The 19,055-nt window shown below is 53.3% G+C and carries 14 protein-coding genes; 7 read left to right on the top strand and 7 right to left on the bottom strand.

The window, feature by feature from the left end; genetic code table 11:
* Positions 1 to 118 precede the first annotated feature (118 nt).
* Together Pan161_RS13235 and Pan161_RS13230 are read right to left on the bottom strand one after the other, a co-directional pair.
* A complete protein-coding gene (locus Pan161_RS13235) occupies positions 119 to 2,233 on the bottom strand; it encodes a glutamine synthetase III family protein (protein ID WP_390620749.1) in 2,115 nt (704 codons plus the stop codon).
* A gap of 773 nt (positions 2,234 to 3,006) precedes the next feature.
* On the bottom strand, positions 3,007 to 4,047 hold the full coding sequence (locus tag Pan161_RS13230; RefSeq protein ID WP_145227683.1) for an endonuclease/exonuclease/phosphatase family protein: 1,041 nt from the start codon (positions 4,045 to 4,047) through the stop codon (positions 3,007 to 3,009).
* Positions 4,048 to 4,265: 218 nt separating this feature from the next.
* On the opposite strand from Pan161_RS13230, the gene Pan161_RS13225 reads away from it, so the two are divergent.
* The 4 genes from Pan161_RS13225 to Pan161_RS13210 all read left to right on the top strand — a co-directional run bounded on the left by Pan161_RS13225 (position 4,266) and on the right by Pan161_RS13210 (position 9,264).
* On the top strand, positions 4,266 to 5,837 hold the full coding sequence (locus Pan161_RS13225) for a hypothetical protein (protein ID WP_145227681.1): 1,572 nt from the start codon (positions 4,266 to 4,268) through the stop codon (positions 5,835 to 5,837).
* A gap of 103 nt (positions 5,838 to 5,940) precedes the next feature.
* A complete protein-coding gene (locus Pan161_RS13220) occupies positions 5,941 to 6,930 on the top strand; it encodes a DMT family transporter (RefSeq protein WP_145227679.1) in 990 nt (329 codons plus the stop codon).
* Between the two features lie 86 nt (positions 6,931 to 7,016).
* Positions 7,017 to 7,466, top strand: coding sequence for a sll1863 family stress response protein (locus Pan161_RS13215; protein ID WP_145227677.1), 450 nt, complete (start codon positions 7,017 to 7,019; stop codon positions 7,464 to 7,466).
* 70 nt (positions 7,467 to 7,536) lie between these two features.
* Complete coding sequence (locus tag Pan161_RS13210; RefSeq protein ID WP_145227675.1) at positions 7,537 to 9,264, top strand: hypothetical protein; 1,728 nt, start codon at positions 7,537 to 7,539, stop codon at positions 9,262 to 9,264.
* Between the two features lie 29 nt (positions 9,265 to 9,293).
* Here the strand turns inward: Pan161_RS13210 and Pan161_RS13205 are convergent, their stop codons facing one another.
* From Pan161_RS13205 to Pan161_RS13195, 3 genes are all read right to left on the bottom strand, one after another.
* The gene (locus Pan161_RS13205; protein ID WP_145227673.1) at positions 9,294 to 10,670 is read right to left on the bottom strand and encodes an excinuclease ABC subunit UvrC; all 1,377 of its coding nucleotides are present in this window, start codon (positions 10,668 to 10,670) and stop codon (positions 9,294 to 9,296) included.
* Positions 10,671 to 10,760: 90 nt separating this feature from the next.
* A complete protein-coding gene (locus Pan161_RS13200; RefSeq protein WP_145227671.1) occupies positions 10,761 to 11,876 on the bottom strand; it encodes a carboxylate-amine ligase in 1,116 nt (371 codons plus the stop codon).
* Positions 11,877 to 11,880: 4 nt separating this feature from the next.
* Positions 11,881 to 13,158 carry a M20 metallopeptidase family protein gene (locus Pan161_RS13195; protein ID WP_145227669.1) on the bottom strand — a complete coding sequence of 426 codons (1,278 nt, stop codon included), beginning with the start codon at positions 13,156 to 13,158 and terminating at the stop codon, positions 11,881 to 11,883.
* A 240-nt stretch (positions 13,159 to 13,398) separates the two neighbouring features.
* On the opposite strand from Pan161_RS13195, the gene Pan161_RS13190 reads away from it, so the two are divergent.
* The 3 genes from Pan161_RS13190 (at position 13,399) to Pan161_RS13180 (ending at position 16,993) form a co-directional block, all read left to right on the top strand.
* Positions 13,399 to 14,928, top strand: coding sequence for a N,N-dimethylformamidase beta subunit family domain-containing protein (locus Pan161_RS13190; RefSeq protein ID WP_145227667.1), 1,530 nt, complete (start codon positions 13,399 to 13,401; stop codon positions 14,926 to 14,928).
* 558 nt (positions 14,929 to 15,486) lie between these two features.
* A complete protein-coding gene (locus tag Pan161_RS13185) occupies positions 15,487 to 16,431 on the top strand; it encodes a DUF1559 domain-containing protein (RefSeq protein ID WP_145227665.1) in 945 nt (314 codons plus the stop codon).
* A 103-nt stretch (positions 16,432 to 16,534) separates the two neighbouring features.
* Positions 16,535 to 16,993, top strand: coding sequence for a transthyretin-like family protein (locus Pan161_RS13180; RefSeq protein WP_145227663.1), 459 nt, complete (start codon positions 16,535 to 16,537; stop codon positions 16,991 to 16,993).
* A gap of 17 nt (positions 16,994 to 17,010) precedes the next feature.
* On the opposite strand, the gene rpiB is transcribed toward Pan161_RS13180, so the two are convergent.
* Both rpiB and Pan161_RS13170 read right to left on the bottom strand, forming a co-directional pair.
* Positions 17,011 to 17,472 (bottom strand): ribose 5-phosphate isomerase B, encoded by a 462-nt coding sequence (rpiB, locus tag Pan161_RS13175; protein ID WP_145227661.1) that lies wholly within the window; start codon positions 17,470 to 17,472, stop codon positions 17,011 to 17,013.
* Between the two features lie 150 nt (positions 17,473 to 17,622).
* Entirely contained in the window at positions 17,623 to 18,882 is a 1,260-nt protein-coding gene (locus Pan161_RS13170) for a PQQ-like beta-propeller repeat protein (protein ID WP_145227659.1), read from the bottom strand.
* Between the last annotated feature and the right edge of the window lie 173 nt (positions 18,883 to 19,055).

Below are 19,055 nucleotides of genomic sequence, written 5' to 3'. Positions count from 1 at the left end.
TGATGTTCTCGATAGTTGCGCTCAAGTCACACTTTTTCAGAAGACAACAGGAACAGAGCCGACTCAGCAAGGCGCTGGCCGGCTCCGGTTCCGAAGACTCGATTGTTATCGATTGCTGTTACTTGATGAACAGCATTTCCTGGTAGGTGGGCAGTGGCCACAGATCGTCAGCGACAATCCCTTCCAGTTCATCGGCTGTCGCACGCACCTTGTTCATCAAAGGCAGAATCGTGTGGCAGCAGTGTGTCGCTTCAGACAGCATGTCTTCCGATTCACCGCCAGAAGCGGCGGCTTCCAGTTCAACGATGCTGTCCTGCAATGTCTTGACCAGTTCGGTGACTTTGTCCAGCGTATTGGTATCGAAATCGTAATCCAGCATTTTCAGGCTGGCACAATTGGAAACCAGTTCGCCCTGGTAACGGATCGCAGCCGGGAAGATCATCGTCTTCGCCATTTTGATCGTCAGATTCGACTCGACTTTGATCGACATGATGTACTGTTCGAGGTAAATTTCCAGGCGGCTGGCCAGCTCGCGTTCGGAAAGGACTTCGTATTTGGTAAACAGGTCTTTGACTTCCTGTGTCTCCAGAACAGGCAGAGCGTCCACAGTGGTCTTAAGATTCAACAGACCCCGTTTTTTAGCTTCTGCATGCCATTCGTCGCTGTAACCATCGCCGTTGAAGATGATCGAACCATGATCGTTCATGATGTCGGTCAACAGTTTCTGCAGTTCGGTGTGCAGCTTGCTGGGATCGCCGCCGGTGGCTTCTTCCAGGCGTGTTGCACAATATTCCAGCGAGTCGGCCACGATGGTATTCATCGCGACCAGTGGACCTGCGATGGACTGATTCGAACCGACAGCACGGAATTCAAACCGGTTACCGGTGAAGGCAAACGGACTGGTTCGGTTACGGTCGCCGGCATCTTTTGGCAGTGGTGGCAGCACGTCGGCTCCCACGGTCAGTGTTCCCTTGGGAATCGATGAGTTGGCTCCGCCGGCTTTGATCTGCTCGAAGACGTCGGTCAACTGATCGCCCAGGAAGATCGAGATAATCGCAGGAGGCGCTTCGTTGGCACCCAGACGATGATCGTTGCTGGCGGAAGCGACAACGGCTCGCAGCAGTCCCTGGAATTTATGGACGGCACGAATCACAGCACCACAGAACAACAGGAACTGGGCGTTTTCATGAGGAGTATCACCGGGATCGAGCAGGTTGCCTTGTGAAGAGCTGCCCATCGACCAGTTAACGTGTTTACCTGAACCATTGACGCCGGCGAATGGCTTTTCATGAGTCAGGCAGACCATGCCATGCTTTTCTGCAGTCCGACGCAGTGTGGTCATCAGCAGTTGCTGATGGTCGGTAGCAATGTTGGCAGATTCGAACAAAGGTGCGATTTCATACTGCCCGGGAGCCACTTCGTTGTGACGGGTTTTGATGGGAATCCCCAGTTTGAACAGTTCACGTTCTGCTTCGAACATGAAAGCCAGTACGCGGTCGGGGATCGCACCAAAATAGTGATCGTCGAATTCCTGACCTTTGGGTGGTTTGGCTCCGAATAAGGTGCGACCGGAGTTTAACAGGTCGGGACGAGCATAATAGAAGTTTCGGTCGATCAGGAAGTATTCCTGTTCGGGGCCTGCTGTGGAAGAAACCAGTTTTCCATCATCGTGGCCAAACAGTTTCAGAATACGCTGTGCCTGAATATTCAAAGCCTGCATGGAACGCAGAACGGGAGTTTTCTTATCCAGTGCTTCGCCAGTCCAGGAAACAAAGGCGGTTGGAATGCAGAGTGTCGTACCGTTGGAATTTTCCAGAATGTAAGCCGGGCTGGTGACGTCCCAGATCGTGTAACCACGGGCTTCGAATGTGGCACGGATACCGCCGGTCGGGAAACTGGAACCATCGGGTTCACCCTGGATCAGCTGTGAGCCGCTGAATTCAGCGATGGCACTGCCGTCACCGTCTGGAGACAGGAAGCTGTCGTGCTTTTCGGCAGTCGAACCGGTCAGGGGATAGAAAACGTGAGCATAGTGAGTGGCTCCTTTTTCAATCGCCCAGTCTTTGATGGCGGAAGCCACGACGTCAGCAGTCGAACAATCCAGTTTGTGACCCGCTTCAATGGTGCTGATCAATTGTTTGTAAACTTGCTTGGGCAGACGCTTTTTCATGGTCGCTGTGGAAAAGACGTTCGCGTTAAACAGTTGACCGGTTGGCGTCTGCTGGAAATTCATCGGGGGGTGATTGGGCTGGTAACCAGTCACAGCAGCGACGGCTGCAGAACGGGCAGAACCCAGAGTCGTTTTGACTCCGTTGCTGCCGCCGGAATAGGTGGTTTGACCATTAGAAGATTGAATTTCGGTGTTCACTGTTTTGACCTTTTCATTGGGCGATTAAACTACTGACAAAACTGTTGGAAGCTCGTGAGATCCATCAGATAACTGGCTAGGAAGCCAGGACAATTACATTTCTTAAGGTGTAAATTTCTTCTGAGTGATTCGCAATTGACATAAAAATCTGGTTTTTGAAAATGGTCAGATGTACCGTGGTCTCGCGCCAAGTTACTCAGAACTTTGTGAAATCGAGAAGTCGCTAAGAAGTAGTAACTATTACAAAGCAGAATATGTGCCAAACGGCAGGCAGAATTGGAATTTCCAGAGCCTCCACTCAGGCGCGGATACCAGGTCCTGGCCCTACTGTGACAGTCTGACATTCTAATCCCCTGCATCGTCGGTATTTGAGTGAACGTAAACTTCATTTACAAACTCCCGCTGATCAGGGACTAAAGGGCTGCAAATTCACAAGATCTCTTACGACCCGAACCCGGGCTGCCTGCTTTAGTTCTGGCATGCCAAGATTGCACGCATTCTTTGCCTGAAAAATCAGCACACCATTTCAGCAGGCCCGATATGGTTCGGAAACAAAGTTTCGCAGGGTGGGAATTCTGAGTGAATTATAACGGCATGCATCAATGAGCGTTGATGCAACGAGGTGCCAGGGATCAGCGTCATTTCGAAGACTGATGAGGCATTGTTTTCAGAATCAAATCCGCCAGCACGAGTCGATGATCAGTGTCGCTGGCGGCCGCGGAGAAGACCTGTACAGATTTGAAAAAATCGTTGATCCATACCTGGTCAATTCGCAGGAACGGAGCTTCGTTGGTAATCGTGTTGCCCCAGCCGATACCGGCTGTCACGAAGGCATCACTCAGATTCGCCGGCAGTTCCCGGAAGATCGGATCGCGCGGATTGACGTTGAAATCGCCTCCCACAATCACAGGCAGATCGGACGACAGTTCTGACAGGCGACGACTGATCAGCTGCAGTTCATCTCGCTGATGAATTCTCTGATCACGGTACGCGCGCCAGCATTCGGGGTTCCACAGATCCGCACGAAAGGGAGGTGGCATGAGACGCAACGAAACGACAATGATCTCCTGCCCCGTTTTGACTCTGACTTTGCCGATGGTGTAATTCACAGACGACGCCACGGGTTCGATCGGAGTTCGACTCAGGATCGAAGCATCCACGCCCACCAGCAGACCGGAATTTTCTCCGAGCATCGTTTTGCCCACTTCGATCAACGTCCCGGCTCCCGGCGTTTCCTGAATCAGAATCAGGTCCGGCTCATATCGTTTGAGCGCCGCGACAGCACGGCCGCTGCCATGCGCGTTGAGCGAAATCACCCGCAGTGGAATCTGTCCTGGCTGTTCGGCCTGCGCGACTGCCTCGGTTCGCTGACACATTCCCCGCCAGAGACTCAAAGGTGTATCGGCAAACACGACGAGGAACACAAACCAGAGACCGACCGTCGTCAACGCCATCCGTTTACTTTTCGCGCGTAACAGAATCAACGCCAGAAACAGACCGCTGACAAACCAGCACCAGCTCGGATAAACGGTGACCGCGGCACAGATGTCCGGTTGCATCGTGTAACAGACGCTGACGCTGATTAAGAAGAACCACGTAATACAGGTGGTAACGCGGGAGACAATTTGATCCAGGATTCTTTGAAAGCGGGAAACCGCAGGGGGATCAGGATCAGTCATTAAGGCTGCCACTTTGCTTCTGGAACAGATCAGCTGAATGAGTATTCGATTCCGCGATTATAAAGCCTGTGACATCGAACTGCCATACTGAGTAAACGCTCAAGTATGCCAGTAGCAGACTGTAGCTCAGGTCGATTTTCGCCTGACTGGTTGGCAAACCCTTCATGGGGGTTTACCATATTCTTCACCGACTTATTTACCTGGAGAGAGGATTTAACATGAGATATCACAGCCGTCAGTTGTTTGCATTTTGTCTGGTATTAACGGGGCTCACGACTTCGTATGTCGAGGCAGACGAACCAGGTGGCGACAATCAGCCTGTGGTGACCTATTCCACCGAACTCAATCTGGGGCAGGATCTCGGGCAGAACTTCGGCTCGCTCTTTGAACTCCGCGATAAAAACGGTGCCGTCATCGCGGGAGCCGGGTTCATGGAAGTCTATAATACCCGCTTTCGCAGTGATCGACACACACTGCAGTTTTATGTCAAACCAACACAAGATTCTCAGCAGTACCAGACGGAACGGCTGCCTCATCCGGACCTGGGTTGTGGTATCTATCTGATGGACCTGAATCAGACCATCTCAGCCTGGGGCGGCGACCGAACCGCATCACTGCGCACCTGGAGTCCCAAAGTGAAAAACTGGTCGGCAGCCCATTCTCCGGAAACGGGACCGCTGCGCAGCGGTGATGGTCAGATGCGGATCGGCAAGGGGCTGTTGACGTTCTGTTCGAGCACAGCGACTTACAATGACCGGGTCATTCTGTCTCCCCCCAAAGTAGGCCGCTACTACAACTTTTATTACGCGAACGGTTTCCTCTGTTTTTATTATGGCAATCGATCAGAGCAGGGGGGCTTCACCCGCGTGATGGCCTGTCCCTGGACGCCCGCGGATCAGGGGCCCGTCGATTTGACCAAGGCGATCAGCATCGACTGCAAGTATGTCGGCGCGACGCCCTTTGCCTGGGGACAGTTTCAAAAGGAACTGCTGACGGTTTCGAACTACGGTGGCGTCTACGCCTTCGATGGCAAACAATGGCGCACAGTGAAAGAGGCAAGCAAGAAGTACAGCTACCAGGTTTATTCGATGCTCAACTTCCGCGACCGCCTGCTGCTGGCGCAGTATCCCTCGGGGGAACTCTTCGAATATCGGGGCGGATCTGAAATCAAACAGCTGCATGGCTGGCCGCCTCGACTGCCCGAAGTCTCACCCAGTGCGCGCGAAGCCCAGACGCTGGCGATCTACCGGGGAGACCTGTTCGCAGGCGTCTGGCCGTGGGGCGAACTCTGGCGATATAACGAAGATGAAAACCGCTGGTTTTCCCTCGGGCGGATGTTCTCGCACCCGGTCGCCCATAAGCGAACCGTGCATCCCTATGAAGAGGAAGCAAAAGCCCATAATCTGGTGCTCAATCATTGGGGGCAACGCGTGACCGGCCTGGTTCCTCTCGGCGATTCCCTGATGGTTTCCACGTCGACTAAAGGCACGTATCCCTGGTTAGAGAAATACACATTTCTCACAGACGATCAGCGACGTGAATACGGTACCGTACTCAATTTCAAAATGCCTGGCAATCTGGCGGCTCAAATCAAATGGAAAGACGCGCCGATCCAACTGGAGTTCGTGGTCGAACCCCAGCGACTCGTCATCCGCCAGGACGGACAGGAACTCGGTTCCGCTCCCTTTTCCGCGGATGACATCAAACGTCTGCAGACAGCCACCCTCACCTGGGGCAACGGCATCTTCGGCAAGCTGAACGGAACACTGCAGAACTCAAAGCGAAAATAAAAGGTTCCAGGAACCGATAATTGAGACTCGTTGTGAGTTGCAGCAAATCAAACAGACTTTGGAGTGTGATCATTGCTACGTCAATCTGCACTGCGGTGATATTTTGAATAGCCAGCCAGACCCTCTGGAATCGAAGCCGGCTACCGGACATGATCGACTGGCGGTCGTGGTGCTGGCGGGGAGCGCCTGCTTGATGGCTACCGGGCCGATCCTGGCATCGGTTGCGATGCGTCAAGCGGGGATGGGGCCTTTTGGAACAGCGTTCTGGCGATTTGCAATCGCGGCTCCTTTGTTGATTGTATTGGCAGTAGCAGGACGCCGCCGCAGTCAGGAGCAGACGCCGTTTGTCTGGCCGAAGACTTTTGCGAGGTGGTTGTGGATCGGAGGACCGGGAGTGGCGCTGGCACTGGTCATGGGCGCGTGGTTTACAGCCATGCTCTATACCACGGCGGCGGCAGCCACAATTATGACCAACATGCAGGCACCCATGGTAGGACTCGCTGCATGGATCCTGTTCGGTCAGCGGCCGCGCTGGCTGTTCTTTGCGGGAACCTGCATCGCGATTGTCGGCGTCGTCGGCTTGCTGATTGCCGAACCAGGGCCCATTACGATGGTGGGAGGCAATGTCACAGGTGACCTGATCGCGCTGATCGGCGCGGTTGCCTACGCAGCCTACCTGTTGCAGATCGCCCGATTGAGTCGCAGCTACAAACCAGCTGAGGTCATCGCCATGGCTGCGAGCGTGGCGGCGGTTTTGTTATTGCCACTTCCTGCGTTGTTGGGAGAACCCTATCTTCCCAGCAACGCGACCGGCTGGTGGTCATTGGTCGGTATGTCCCTCGTGGCACAGGTTTTCGGCCACTCGGCACTGGGGTGGGCGGTCGCGCGGGTCTCCTCAGCAGCCTCGGCATCCGTATTATTAGTGCAGCCGGTCGCGACCGCCATTCTGGGTTGGCTGGTTCTGCATGAATTGCTTGACGCCTGGCAGATCGGCGCGATTGGCATCATCCTGCTCGGCGTGTTTCTGGCCAAACGTGGTGCGCCGGCAACGCAGCCAGATGAAAATACTCCAGACAGACCAGTCAGCGGTTGACGTGAAAAAGAGAAGGCTGCCATACTGGTAGATGCCGAGTCTTTTTTCAGTGACGAATAATCCATCAAAATCCATAGGAGAACGCCATGCGCTATTTTACTCCCTGTTTATTCAGTCTGAGTCTGTTTCTGGTCGCCTGTGCGGATGAGAGTTCCACGCCGCCTGTGCCCGGTGAAACGCAGGTGACGGGCGAAGATGTGAAACAGAAGATCGGTGAAGCCGCTGACACCGCGAAAGAATTCACAAAGCAGAAACGCGATGAATATTCCAAACAGCTCGACCAGCAGCTGGAGGGCCTGGATGGGAAAATCGCCGAGCTGGAGACAAAGGGCGCGAAACTCAAAGACGACGCCAAAGTGGAATGGAATAAGAAGCTGGAAGACCTGAAATCGAAGCGAGGCAAGCTGTCAGAAAAGCTCAAAGAATTCAACGAGTCCTCCGCCGACGCCTGGGAAGGATTGAAGAAAGACCTGGATATCGCCTGGGGCAATCTCAAAGAAGCCTACGACAAAACCGCGAAGGAAGTGAAGGAGTAGGTTTGGGGGAGGCTTCATGGACTGTTAGAATGAACTCGATCCATGTTGACAGTATCAGGGGAAGCGATTTATGAAAATGCATTTTTACCGCAGAAGTCTTCTCCTGACTCTACTCCTTCTGCTGGCTGTTCCCACTCTCGGGCATGCCGGTGATGAGGAATTGTTTCAACTTACACGGTCGATTCTCAACGATCAGGCCGATCCAGGTGAGTGGCCACTCGCTGCCCGACGATCACAGTGTCTGGAAAGCCTTGCGGCTTTAAATAATGAAAAACAGAGCGGAGAACTGTTGGAGCTCTGGTCAAAAGAGAAACAGAGGGGAGCAGAAGGGCGACTGTCTACCTGCTGGAAGCAGGGACTGTATTGGGCAGGCCTCAATTATGCACCGGACTCCGGTCTTACGCTCGACCGTAAGCTGGCCAGTCTGGCAGGGCATACTGAGGTTCCGCCGGAAAAACTGATCACACAGTTGCTCGCGCAGGAGAAGCAACCGATCTCGAAGCTGGATCAGTCTATGGTAAAACTTCTGCGGTTTGCCGCCCGCTATGATCGGGCACTCAAGAGTGAAAATTCCAAAGCGGAATTGCACAAACTGGTGCCGGACGTGAATGAACTGGCACCACAGGCCTTACAGCTTCTGGAAAAGAGGTATCCTTCAAGTGGCTACTATCATTTCAGTTATCATCCCGTCAAAGCGGAAGTGGCGCAGTGTGCGTTTGCCATGCTCACCATCGTGCCTGTGGAACAGCATTCTCCTGAACTCAAAACGCTTTCACGGCAACTCGAGTTGCTCTTCGGTCTGGGGTGTGTCCATCGCGGATGGTATGCTGCTTTCGATACAGGGATTGCGCTGTTAGCAAAAAAGGATAAGAATGAAGGGCTGGCGCTCCTGGTCTGGAAGTCCGATTTTCTGGAATACCCGGAAGTGTCAGCTCCTGATTCCGTGTTGCTCTCGCCTGACATCCGAAAGACCTCTCCGAAATTAGCGCACATTGTTTCCGGTGTGAATTCTTGCCTGAGTCAGCTGAGAAAGCAGACTTACAAAAAAAATCCCGAAGTCTTCACCCGGCTACTTCAGGAACCGGACAGCGAACTCTGGCGGTTTCAGGTTTTGCTCTCTCTGGAAACGGCCCGGTTGCGCGCGGATCATAATCTGTTACAACTGACGGCACGCAGTCTGCTGGAACAGAGCGAACGGCTTTACAGCACCAGCCGGGAAGAATACGAGAACAGTCCCAATGATCTCTGCTATCTCTACTTTTCGGCCTTCTACGCGGCACAACGCCTGAATGACCGGAAGCTGCAGGACGATCTGCTGTCGCGGTTGCTCAAGCTGTATCCCCAAATGGGTGATTACTACACTGACGTTTTGTATGATCAGCAATCAAAAAATCTAGACTGGTTTTACCTGTTCAGCGATCGTGCACTCGCTCCCGTGTGGCGGCAGAAATTTGAAGCAGTGCTTTTGAAAGACTCCGGTCCTCAGGGTTTCTCTAAATCTGAATTCGGCATGCTCTGGGCAACATTCGGCACAACAGAAATTGATGGCAAAGCAATTCTGACCATGTATAAAGAAGACTATAACTTAATGGGTATTGCCTGGGGCGCCGGCTATGCTGTCGGCAGGGGACGTGCCGCGTTACCTGTATGTGCCACCTGGCAGCAGTTGAGCCAGATTGATCCCCGCTTTAATACGGTGACCTGCTTTGTTGAGTTTTGTGGAGGCTATGCGAAAGGGAAAGAGAAGGAGTCTGAGAACTGGGATGCACGATTCCTGCAAGTGCTTGGACCGAAATAAACATTCCTGTTCCCCTTGCTTGTTCAGACTCACTCATCAAAGTGCGATTTCTTCCGCAGTAGATGATGATAATGCTGGGCGAACCGGTGCGATTCGTCTCGCACGTATTGCAGGAGTCTTAAGCCGTAGGAATGCCTGCTTAAACGGCGGGGTTCGGTTTCGCCGGGGACGAAGACTTCTTCTTCCCGTTTGGCCAGGGAGATCGTGAAGGGGGGCTCGACGCCCAGTTCGCGCATCGCGGTCATTGCGGCGTTCAACTGGCCTTTCCCGCCGTCGATCAGCAGGATGTCGGGGAATGTTTCTCCCTCCTGATGCAGGCGTCGGATGCGGCGGCTGACGACTTCGCGGATCGAGGCGAAATCGTCGATTCCTTTGACCGTGCGGATTTTGAATCGTTTGTAGCCATGCTTGAACGGGAGGCCGTCGATGAACTGCACCAGGCTGGCCACGGTTTCGCCCCCCTGCAGATGTGCGATGTCGACCCCTTCGATCCGGCGGGGCAGCTCGGGCAGGCCGAAGACTTTCTTCAGACCCTGCATGCCCTTTTTCGGATCGATGTAAAAGACTTCGGGTTGTGCGTGATCTTCCAGATTGCCGCGCAGTTTGATGCTTTCGAGCAGTTGGATTTCGTCTCGCAGTCGGGCTGCTTTCTCGTAGAGCTTGGCTTCCGAAGCGGCCAGCATCTCTTTTCGCATTTCATTGAGCAGCCGATCTTTTTTGCCGTCAAGAAACAGTTTGAGTTTGTTGATGTCCTTGCGGTAGTCTTCTTTACTGATCCGCAGATTGCAGGGAGCCGTGCACTGGTTGATGCTGTGCAGCAGACAGGGGCGGAACCAGCGCCACTTTTCGTCCCCCTCTTCGATGTCCAGCGAACAATTGCGGAAGCGGAAGATTTTCTGCAGCACGGTTATGGTGCCCCGCAGCTGTTTCGCGTTGGTGAACGGGCCGTAGAGCTTGGTTCCTTTGCTCTTGGGCGTACGGGTGAATTCGACGCGGGGAAAATCTTCGCGTGTCGTGATTTCCAGGTAGGGGAACGTCTTGTCGTCTTTGAGTTCCGAATTGAATCGCGGGCGAATGTCCTTAATGAGCCGTGCTTCGAGGAGCAGGGCGTCGACTTCGGTCTCCGTTTCCAGGTAATCGATGTCGGCGATTTCGGTGACCAGTTCCGCGGTGCGGCGCTCGACGGCTGCGGCCTGGTTGAAATAACTGGAGGCGCGACTTTTCAGATTGACGGCTTTCCCCACGTAGATCACGCGGGCCTGCGCATCTTTCATCAGATAGACGCCGGGCGTGGTGGGGAACTTGCGGACCTTTTCCTGCGGTGTCTGCGCAGTTTCTGCCGGCGCGGGAGCGGCTGGCTCCGCTTCGGGCGGTTCACTATCGGGAAGATTGTCCGTATCAGACACGGAATCCGATTCCTGTCGGCGCTCAAGGCCTGGTTAAGTGCTGGTTAAAAGATGCAGGGATTTTTTTATTATAGAAGGGGAGACCCGGTTTCAGAAGCCGTTATTTTCTTCGATCATCTGTTTGACAACTTCGCGGCGGTCGCCGGTCGCTTCCATGATCTCCAACTGCCGCTTGGCGCCGGATTTATGTACCAGGTTACAGATACGGTCTAATTCGTCCGTACACTCCAGGCGTTCTGACATCGGCGAAACCAGATCCACCAGTTGCTTGGTCGTATCAATCACGGAAAACAGTTTGTAATTCTCGCTGCTGACCAGGCTGGCGTCGATGCCGTAACGTGTCGCCCGCCATTTGTTCTGCTGGACCATCATCGGGTGATGTTGCAACTGATAAGCGCCTTCGTCGATTTCATCTGAAATGCATTTCACCATACACTGCACGAACGCGGTGAGGGAGAGGACCTGCTCCAGGTTGGCCGGCATATCGCACACACGGATTTCGACGGTGCCGAAATTATGATGCGGGCGGATGTCCCACCAGATTTCACGAATCGTATTAATGAAGCCGGTGCTGATCAGGTGATTGATGAGCCACGTGTATTCGCTCCAGTTCCGCATCGTGGGAGGCAGACCGGCGGTGGGCAGGCCTTCCATGATTTTCGAGCGGTTCGAATGCAGGCCTGTATTACGGCCTTCCCAGAAAGGTGAGTTCGAAGAGAGCGAGAGCAGCAGCGGCAGGTAACGCAGCATGCGATCGCAGACCATGACGGCTTTGTCGCCGGAATCGACGCCGACGTGGATGTGCAGACCGAACGTGACCAGGCGGCGGGCGACGTCCTGCATCAGATCGACGAGTTCGTAATAGCGATCGTTCACGGTGATTTTCTGATCCCGCCACGAAGAGAACGGATGCGTGGCCGCCCAGAACAGTTTCAGCCCCAGCTTGTCGGCGGTGGCGGTGACATCTTTGAGTTTGCCGGTCAGATCCTGACGCACATCTCCTACCGTGCGGCAGACGTCGGTATTGATTTCCAGGTAACTCTGCATCAATTCCGGTTTGACATATTTGGCGGTCTCTTCTGGCAGCCCGGCCAGCACTTCGGTGATCGAGTTCGAGAGCGCATAGGTCTCTGTGTCGACAAGTTGCAGTTCCAGTTCCACACCCAGTGTCGGGTAATCGTTTCTGGCGAAGGAGATGGTTCCCATCGGTTTAATTCCCTTTTTGGATGAGCCTGGGGTTCAATGAAAGTAACAAAGCGGTCTGCAGCATAATGCGACTGCCGATGATCAGTGCCCGTTCGTCGATGTCGAAATATGGGGAATGCAGAAACACCGCTTTTACATCGGGACGGGCACATCCCAGCCGCAGCATTGAGCCGGGGATCTGCTGCAGGTAAATCGAAAAGTCTTCTCCCCCCATGCTGGGCAGATCGATCAGGCCGACCTGCTGTACTCCCAGTACATCCTTGGATGCCTGTTCCAGGGCGGCAGAAATATTACGGTCATTGACGACGGCGGGCAGGGGAGATTGAAACCGGACCTCAATCCGGGTCCCTGTGCTGCGGGCGATGCCGGCAGCGATGTCTTCAATCCGCTGATGCAACACATCGCGGGCCTGATCATTCGTGGAACGCAGCGAGCCTTTCAGAGATGCCGTTTCAGGGATCACATTGGGGGCCAGACCCGAGGCGATCTGGCCGATGGTAAATACGGCGGGGGTGCGCGAATCAATCGAGCGGGGCAGATTCTGATACAGGCTGGAAATCAGTTGTGCGGCTGTGGTAATCGGATCATTTCCATGATGAGGCCGCGCTGCATGCGCCCCCATGCCGTGAATTTCAAAGTGGACTTCATCACAGAACGCGGTCATCACGCCATAACGGATTTTGGCAGCCCCGGCGATGATTTCCGGATCCATATGCAGGCCGATAATCGCATTCACATCATCAACGGCGCCCTGTTCCACCATCCAGCGGGCACCCAGGCAAATCTCTTCTGCGGGCTGAAAAATGAATCGCAGCCGAATTCCCTGGCCAGGCCAGTCTTTCTCAAACAGTTCGGAACAGCGATTGAGACTGAGTGCCGCACCCAATGCGATCGATGTATGCGCATCGTGACCACACAGATGACCGATGCCCGGATTATGTGAACAGTATTCGACTTCTTTCAGATCGGTAATTCGCAGCGCGTCGATGTCGGCGCGAATGCCGATCAGCGGAGTATCAGCGGTTGGGGTTCCCAATGTCATGTCGGCGATCACGCCCACACCGTTTTTCATCAATTTTGGTGTGAGGCCAATTGCTTCGAGCGTATTGCAGATCAGCTGGGACGTCTGTTTTTCTTCGCCGCTGATCTCGGGATTTTTATGCAATGTGCGACGAATGTCGATGATGGTTGGCTCAAGGGAGCTGAGTTCCTGATCCAGTTGTTTTGCAACGGCCTGGTAAAAGGCTCTGATGTCGGTCTGATCGAGCGAGAAAGATGCCACTGAGTACTCCGGGTTCTGCCCTGATTAATCCAGACCGTCTGCGCGACAGTCATTAAAATCAGAGACTGATATAAAAAACTCTTTATTTATAATTCTTATTTTAATGAAGTTAAGGTTATCATAAAGGTATAAGCAGTAAACAATGGAGTTCAGGAAAAAATAATTGAACAGCATCCCGGAGCATTTACCCCACAGACCCCGCCGAAATCACCATCCAGATACAGAACAGGGAGCGACCCCATGCAGGAACCAAATCAGGAACGTCGAAATCTTTTAAAAGGCGCCGTTGCGACTTCACTGGCATCGCTGGCGGGCAGTCTTTCGCTGGGTGAAGCATCCGACGCGAAAGCCGATCCCGATTTAATCAAGCGTGAGAATCAGAAAGAGGGTTCCAGCGACTGGCAGTTGACTCGTATCCAGCTGGATAAACGTGATGGCTTCCGCTCTCCCAAAATTGAAGGTTACTGCTCCCGACAAAGTGTCGCAGCGGGTGAGCCGATCGACATCATGGTTTCGACACGGCCCGCGCAGGAATTCAAGATTGAAATTTTTCGCACCGGTTATTATGACGGTCGCGGTGCGCGGCTGATGAAAACACTGGGGCCGTTCCAGGGCAAACCTCAGCCCGTGCCCCAACCGGGTCACAAGAATCTGCATGAATGCCACTGGGATGCAGCAGTGACATTGACGATTCCCGATGACTGGCCCAGCGGCGTCTATCTGGGTCGACTCTCCACGTTGAAGGACAAGACCGGCTACGGTTACTGGCAGAGTTATGTTGTGTTCATCGTCAAAGATGATCGTCCTGCGGATATCCTGTTTCAATGTTCGGACAATACCTGGCAGGCCTATAACAGGTGGCCCAATAACTATTCGGTCTACACCGATCCCAAAGGAACCCAGGGACCCTGGGCCGACGTCAGCTTTGATCGACCCTATGCCAAATACGCGCAGATTTATGAAAACCCGCAGTCCGTCGGTTCGGGGGAATGGCTCTGCTTTGAATTTCCGTTTGCCTACTGGCTGGAAAAACATGGCTACGATGTGACCTACTGTTCCAACAGCGACATGCTGACTCCCGAGCATGGCCTGAAATGCAAGTCGTTTCTCTCGGTCGGACATGACGAATACTGGGATATCAGGCATTATGAATCGGTCGTAAAGATGCGCGACGCCGGTGTGAACCTGCTCTTCTTCTCGGGGAACTCGGTCTGCTGGGTGACACCGATGACAGCGAGTTCGGACGGTCGCCCGAATCGTATCATGTTTCGTGGCGGGCCGTATGGCGGCAAATACAAATATGCAGAAGCGCGTGAGCGGGATAACGGACCGTTTCCCCACCGGGGGCCAGATGAAGGCTATCTGATGGGGTCACGGAATGTCGATCCGGTCAATGGCGGCGGTGACTGGGTTTGTGAACTGCCCGAGCACTGGATCTTTGAAAACACCGGCATGAAAAAAGGAGACGCGATTCCTGGTCTGATCGGCTGGGAATATCACGGCGACCCGCCTGAAGACATTCCCGGTCTCGAAGTCGTCGCAAAAGGAACTGCGCTGCAGGGAGGCGTCAATCCGCAGCAGTGGACGGCGACGATCTATCCCGGCCCGAAAAATAATTTCGTGTTCAATGCGTCGACGATCTTCTGGTGTCAGGACCTCTCCAGTCCGCCGGGACATATGCTTCCCTGGTCACACTGGTCGCGTCCGCATGGACCCGATGAACGCGTGCAGCAGATCACGCATAATATTATGCGTCGCGCTACTTCCTGAACGGACCATAGATTGAAATCGGAACACAATGCCTCCTGTATCCAGGGGGCATTGTCGTTTTCAGAGAACAACGTTTCTGTGAAAGAGCGATTTACAATCGATTCTCATGCGGATCTTCAACAGAAATACACCAAAACTTCGCAATGGACGGGGGAATCTGAAAAAATTCTACCGGTTTGCGAGGGGCGTCTTTACCAGAGATACGGTTCCGGTTGGCATTATCTTCAAATTTCAATTGCTTTTTAGCGGTCAATTGAGAATCACACGGATACCGCAGCTTTCTTCCTCGCAAAAAATCTTTCAAAAAATTCTGCCTGACCGGTGCGGTTATTTATCTTGACTTCATCAAACCTTTGAATCCGGCTGGTATAAAAGTGATTTGTTTCTGACGGACTCTTTCCAGCTCGCTCCATGCTTTCTTAAACAGGCGATGCCCGTGCGTAGTGATGCCCGTGCGTAGTCATGTAACAGAGCGAACACCTGTCCCGATTGAGCAGGTGAATGTCCTGAGGAAACCTGCTGTTTTTCATCCCTCCCTGTTATTGATGAGGATCTCTGATGTTGTTCACACACATCCCGCCCCGGCGACGTTCCGGGTTCACTCTGATCGAACTGCTGGTTGTCATTGCGATTATCGCGATTCTGATTGCTCTGTTACTGCCAGCCGTCCAGCAGGCGCGTGAAGCAGCCCGCCGTTCCACCTGTAAAAACAATCTCAAGCAACTGGCCATCGGTCTGCATAACTATCATGACACGCATGACGTGCTCCCGTTTGGCTGGGATCAGCGGGGCGCCGCCTGGAGTGCCATGATTCTGCCGGCGATCGAGCAGGGCAATCTTTACGATACCCTGATTTTCCAGGAATCGGGAGACGGAAACTGGGACTCCGGCTCTGCCAATACAACTGCTGCAAGTACTTATCTGCCCGTGTTCAACTGCCCGAGTGCACCGCTACAGAAGCACTACAATTTTAACAATATCCCCCAGCGGGCACCCGGAACCTACCTGGGTAATGCTGGTTCTGAATCCAGTTCAGACGACGACTCAACCAAAGTATCCGGCTCAAAGTCTCTGGAAGAGGTGATTCAGAATGGTATGTTCTATGCCTGCAGCTGCGTCAGTTTTCGCGATGTCAAAGACGGAACTTCAAATACGTTTATCATAGGAGAAACACAGACCGACCTCGACTTCGGTAAAGACGGTCAGTCTATGGATCACTGGAATATCGGTTCTCCGCAGACTGATCCCTGCGGCTGTAATAACGGTACGGGCGGCAGTGAATTCTCTGAGTTTGTTGGTACCACTTATCCCCGGATGAACGCCCGTCGGACGGACCCTTCCGTCAGTGGTCATCTGATGGAGCTCTCATTTGGCAGCTGGCATTCCGGGGGAGGTCACATGGCGTACGCGGATGGCTCCGTTCATTTTATCTCAGAGAACATTGATAAAACGATCTACCAGGCATTGTCCACCCGCTTTGGTCGCGAAGTGACCTCGAATTAATCGTACTGAATCAAGCGTGGATCGGCCGTACCTCTGCTTCATGAATTTACAGGCACGGTCACTGTTATGATAATGGTTGTAAGGTGTTGATATGAAGTTGTTTATGTTACTTTGTTCTCGTGCGGTTCCCCTGTGTCTCTTTTTCTGTCTGCTGTTGTCGGCGGGATGTGGGGGCTCGATCGAGGCTGATTACAGTAAGCTGGATCTGGTCGATGTATCCGGCACGGTCACGCTTGATGGGCAGCCTCTGTCCGGTGCGACCGTCGCCTTTGAAGCACCCGATCGAACCTTTTCCTCAGGTGTCACTGATGCCAGCGGTCATTATTCGCTGATGTTCAATACCGAAAAATCAGGTTGCCTGACCGGACAGAAAACCGTACGCATCAGGTTTGTCACCGATTCCGAAGCGCCGGAAGGGGAAACCGAAACGGAAGACGCAGAGAAATCACCGGCAGCGTCCGGGCAGAAAATCCCGGAGCAGTACAATTCCAAATCAACGCTTGCTGCCACTGTCGATGCAGATCACACCAGCTTCAATTTTGACTTGAAAAGCAAGCCGTAAGTGACTGGCAGCGATTCTTACTGATCCAGCTTTTCGATGCGTCTGGCATGGCGCCCCCCTTCGAAGGGAGTGCTGAGCCAGATGTCGATGATCTCGTATACATCGTGCAGCGAAATCATGCGTTCGCCCAGCGAGATCATGTTGGCGTTGTTATGCATGCTGGCCAGACGCGCCGATTTCTCGTTCCAGCAGACCGCACAACGCACGCCTTTGATGCGATTTGCGGCGATCGCTTCTCCATTGCCAGAACCACCCAAAACAATGCCTCGCTCAAATTTTCCCTCTGCAACCGCCAGGGCCGCCGGCATGATAAAGTCGGGATAGTCGACCGACTCTGTGGAATCGGTGCCCATATCTTCGACCTGATATCCTGCTTTCGTCAGATACTCAATGATGCGGCGTTTGTACCGATAGCCGGCATGGTCGGAGGCGATAACAATACTTTTGACAGGTGGGTCTGAAGGAGCTGGAGATGTCATTCGTTCGAGATTCTAAAGTTATTAATCCTGATTGTGGCATTCTGACAGCAGACGCAGCGGGCGAGACAGAAAGATCCTGATTCGCCCGCATGTCCATTCTGACTGAAAAAATGCGGGAATCGAAAATGGGTTATAGTGGAAGTGAAATGACTATTTGCCAATCCGGTAAAGCTGTGTTTTCGTCCGAATCAATAGAGTGTCGCCAGCGACAGCAAACGAAGCCAATGTCGGCTCTTTCAAATGATTGCGGCTGATTTCCTTATATTCTTTGCCAGCGGCGATCACAGTGGTCTCGCCTTCTTCGCTCTGGAAATAGATTTTTCCATTCGCATGCAGTGGTGAGGCAGAGAAGTTGCCGCCCACCCGCTCTTTCCAGTTCAACTCGCCGGTTTTCGCATCGAAGCACTGGGCGATCCCTTTGTCGCTGATGGTAAACAGTTCGTCTCCCACAACCAGTAGAGACGGCGTATGCGGGATCTGGGTTTTGTTAGACCAGGCCAGGTGGGTTTCGGTCACATCACCCGTGCCATCGGGACGAATCGCCAGCAGTGTCGGACGGTCATAGCTGGTCGTTACAAAAATCAGGCCGTGACTGAATACCGGTCTGGGGATCACGGAATAGCCGTCATAATTCAAATGCCAGATCTCTTTGCCGTCTTCGGGGGAGTGTCCGGAGATCACATCGGTGCCCGGCGCGACGATCTGTTTTTTGCCGTTCACGGTGATCAGCAATGGTGTTCCAAAGGAAAACTTCTTGCGGCCTTCAACATTGCGATCTACTTTCCAGGCGATCTTTCCGGTCTTACGGTCCAGGGCGACGATGAAATTTGCCCCTTTGCCATCGCAGATGATGACCAGTTTGTCATCAACGATGATCGGCGAACCTCCATTGCCATGCTGCATCTCATACTTAAGTTCGTTGGTTTTCCAGACCACATCGCCGTCCAGCGTCAGGCAGGCCGTGCCATGGGTGCCGAAATGCACATAGATGAGTTTGCCATCGGAAATCGGGGTCGGGCTGGCGTGGCTGTTCTTCTTGTGAATGCGTTGTGCGGTCTCTTTGGTTTCCTGGAAGAGTTCTTTGTTCCAGAGCGTCTTGCCGGTTTCCAGATTCAGGCAGACCAGTCGCAGTGACTGCTCGGGATCGGTTTCCCCTTTTTTCGGGACGGCGGTGGTGACATAGACTTTCTCGCCGACCACAATCGGCGACGACCAGCCGACGCCGGGCACATCCGTTTTCCATAATACGTGTTCGGTCGGGCTCCATTGTACGGGCAATGCTTTTTCGCCCGAATGTCCCTGGCCGGTCGGGCCACGAAACTCGAACCACTCCTCCGCACTCAATGTCTGAGGCGACAGGCAAGTAACAACAGACAGAACGCAGAGGTAGAATAAAGTAGAAACTCTCACGTCAGCAGGCCCTCCTGAATGAGGTAGTGGATCTGTACTAGTGTGCAACGGCGCTTTTTTTGATCCGTTAATTTTGCCACAATAGAAAGAGTCTGACAAGTTATGCGGGCTCTCTCAAGAGCCTGTATCGTAAGATATTTGACGTCGGAAAAAGATTTAACCGGGAATTCAAA

This window comes from Gimesia algae (assembly GCF_007746795.1).
In the GTDB taxonomy this organism is placed as follows: Bacteria; Planctomycetota; Planctomycetia; order Planctomycetales; family Planctomycetaceae; genus Gimesia; species Gimesia algae.
This window is presented reverse-complemented; position numbering and strand designations above follow the sequence as displayed.

Excerpts from the sequence above, each read along its gene's own strand:
- Pan161_RS13235 (WP_390620749.1), bottom strand. The coding sequence starts at position 2,233 with ATGAATTTCCAGCAGACGCCAACCGGTCAACTGTTTAACGCGAACGTC.
- Pan161_RS13230 (WP_145227683.1), bottom strand. The coding sequence starts at position 4,047 with ATGACTGATCCTGATCCCCCTGCGGTTTCCCGCTTTCAAAGAATCCTG.
- Pan161_RS13225 (WP_145227681.1), top strand. The coding sequence starts at position 4,266 with ATGAGATATCACAGCCGTCAGTTGTTTGCATTTTGTCTGGTATTAACG.
- Pan161_RS13215 (WP_145227677.1), top strand. The coding sequence starts at position 7,017 with ATGCGCTATTTTACTCCCTGTTTATTCAGTCTGAGTCTGTTTCTGGTC.
- Pan161_RS13210 (WP_145227675.1), top strand. The coding sequence starts at position 7,537 with ATGAAAATGCATTTTTACCGCAGAAGTCTTCTCCTGACTCTACTCCTT.
- Pan161_RS13200 (WP_145227671.1), bottom strand. The coding sequence starts at position 11,876 with ATGGGAACCATCTCCTTCGCCAGAAACGATTACCCGACACTGGGTGTG.
- Pan161_RS13190 (WP_145227667.1), top strand. The coding sequence starts at position 13,399 with ATGCAGGAACCAAATCAGGAACGTCGAAATCTTTTAAAAGGCGCCGTT.
- Pan161_RS13185 (WP_145227665.1), top strand. The coding sequence starts at position 15,487 with ATGTTGTTCACACACATCCCGCCCCGGCGACGTTCCGGGTTCACTCTG.
- Pan161_RS13180 (WP_145227663.1), top strand. The coding sequence starts at position 16,535 with ATGTTACTTTGTTCTCGTGCGGTTCCCCTGTGTCTCTTTTTCTGTCTG.
- rpiB (WP_145227661.1), bottom strand. The coding sequence starts at position 17,472 with ATGACATCTCCAGCTCCTTCAGACCCACCTGTCAAAAGTATTGTTATC.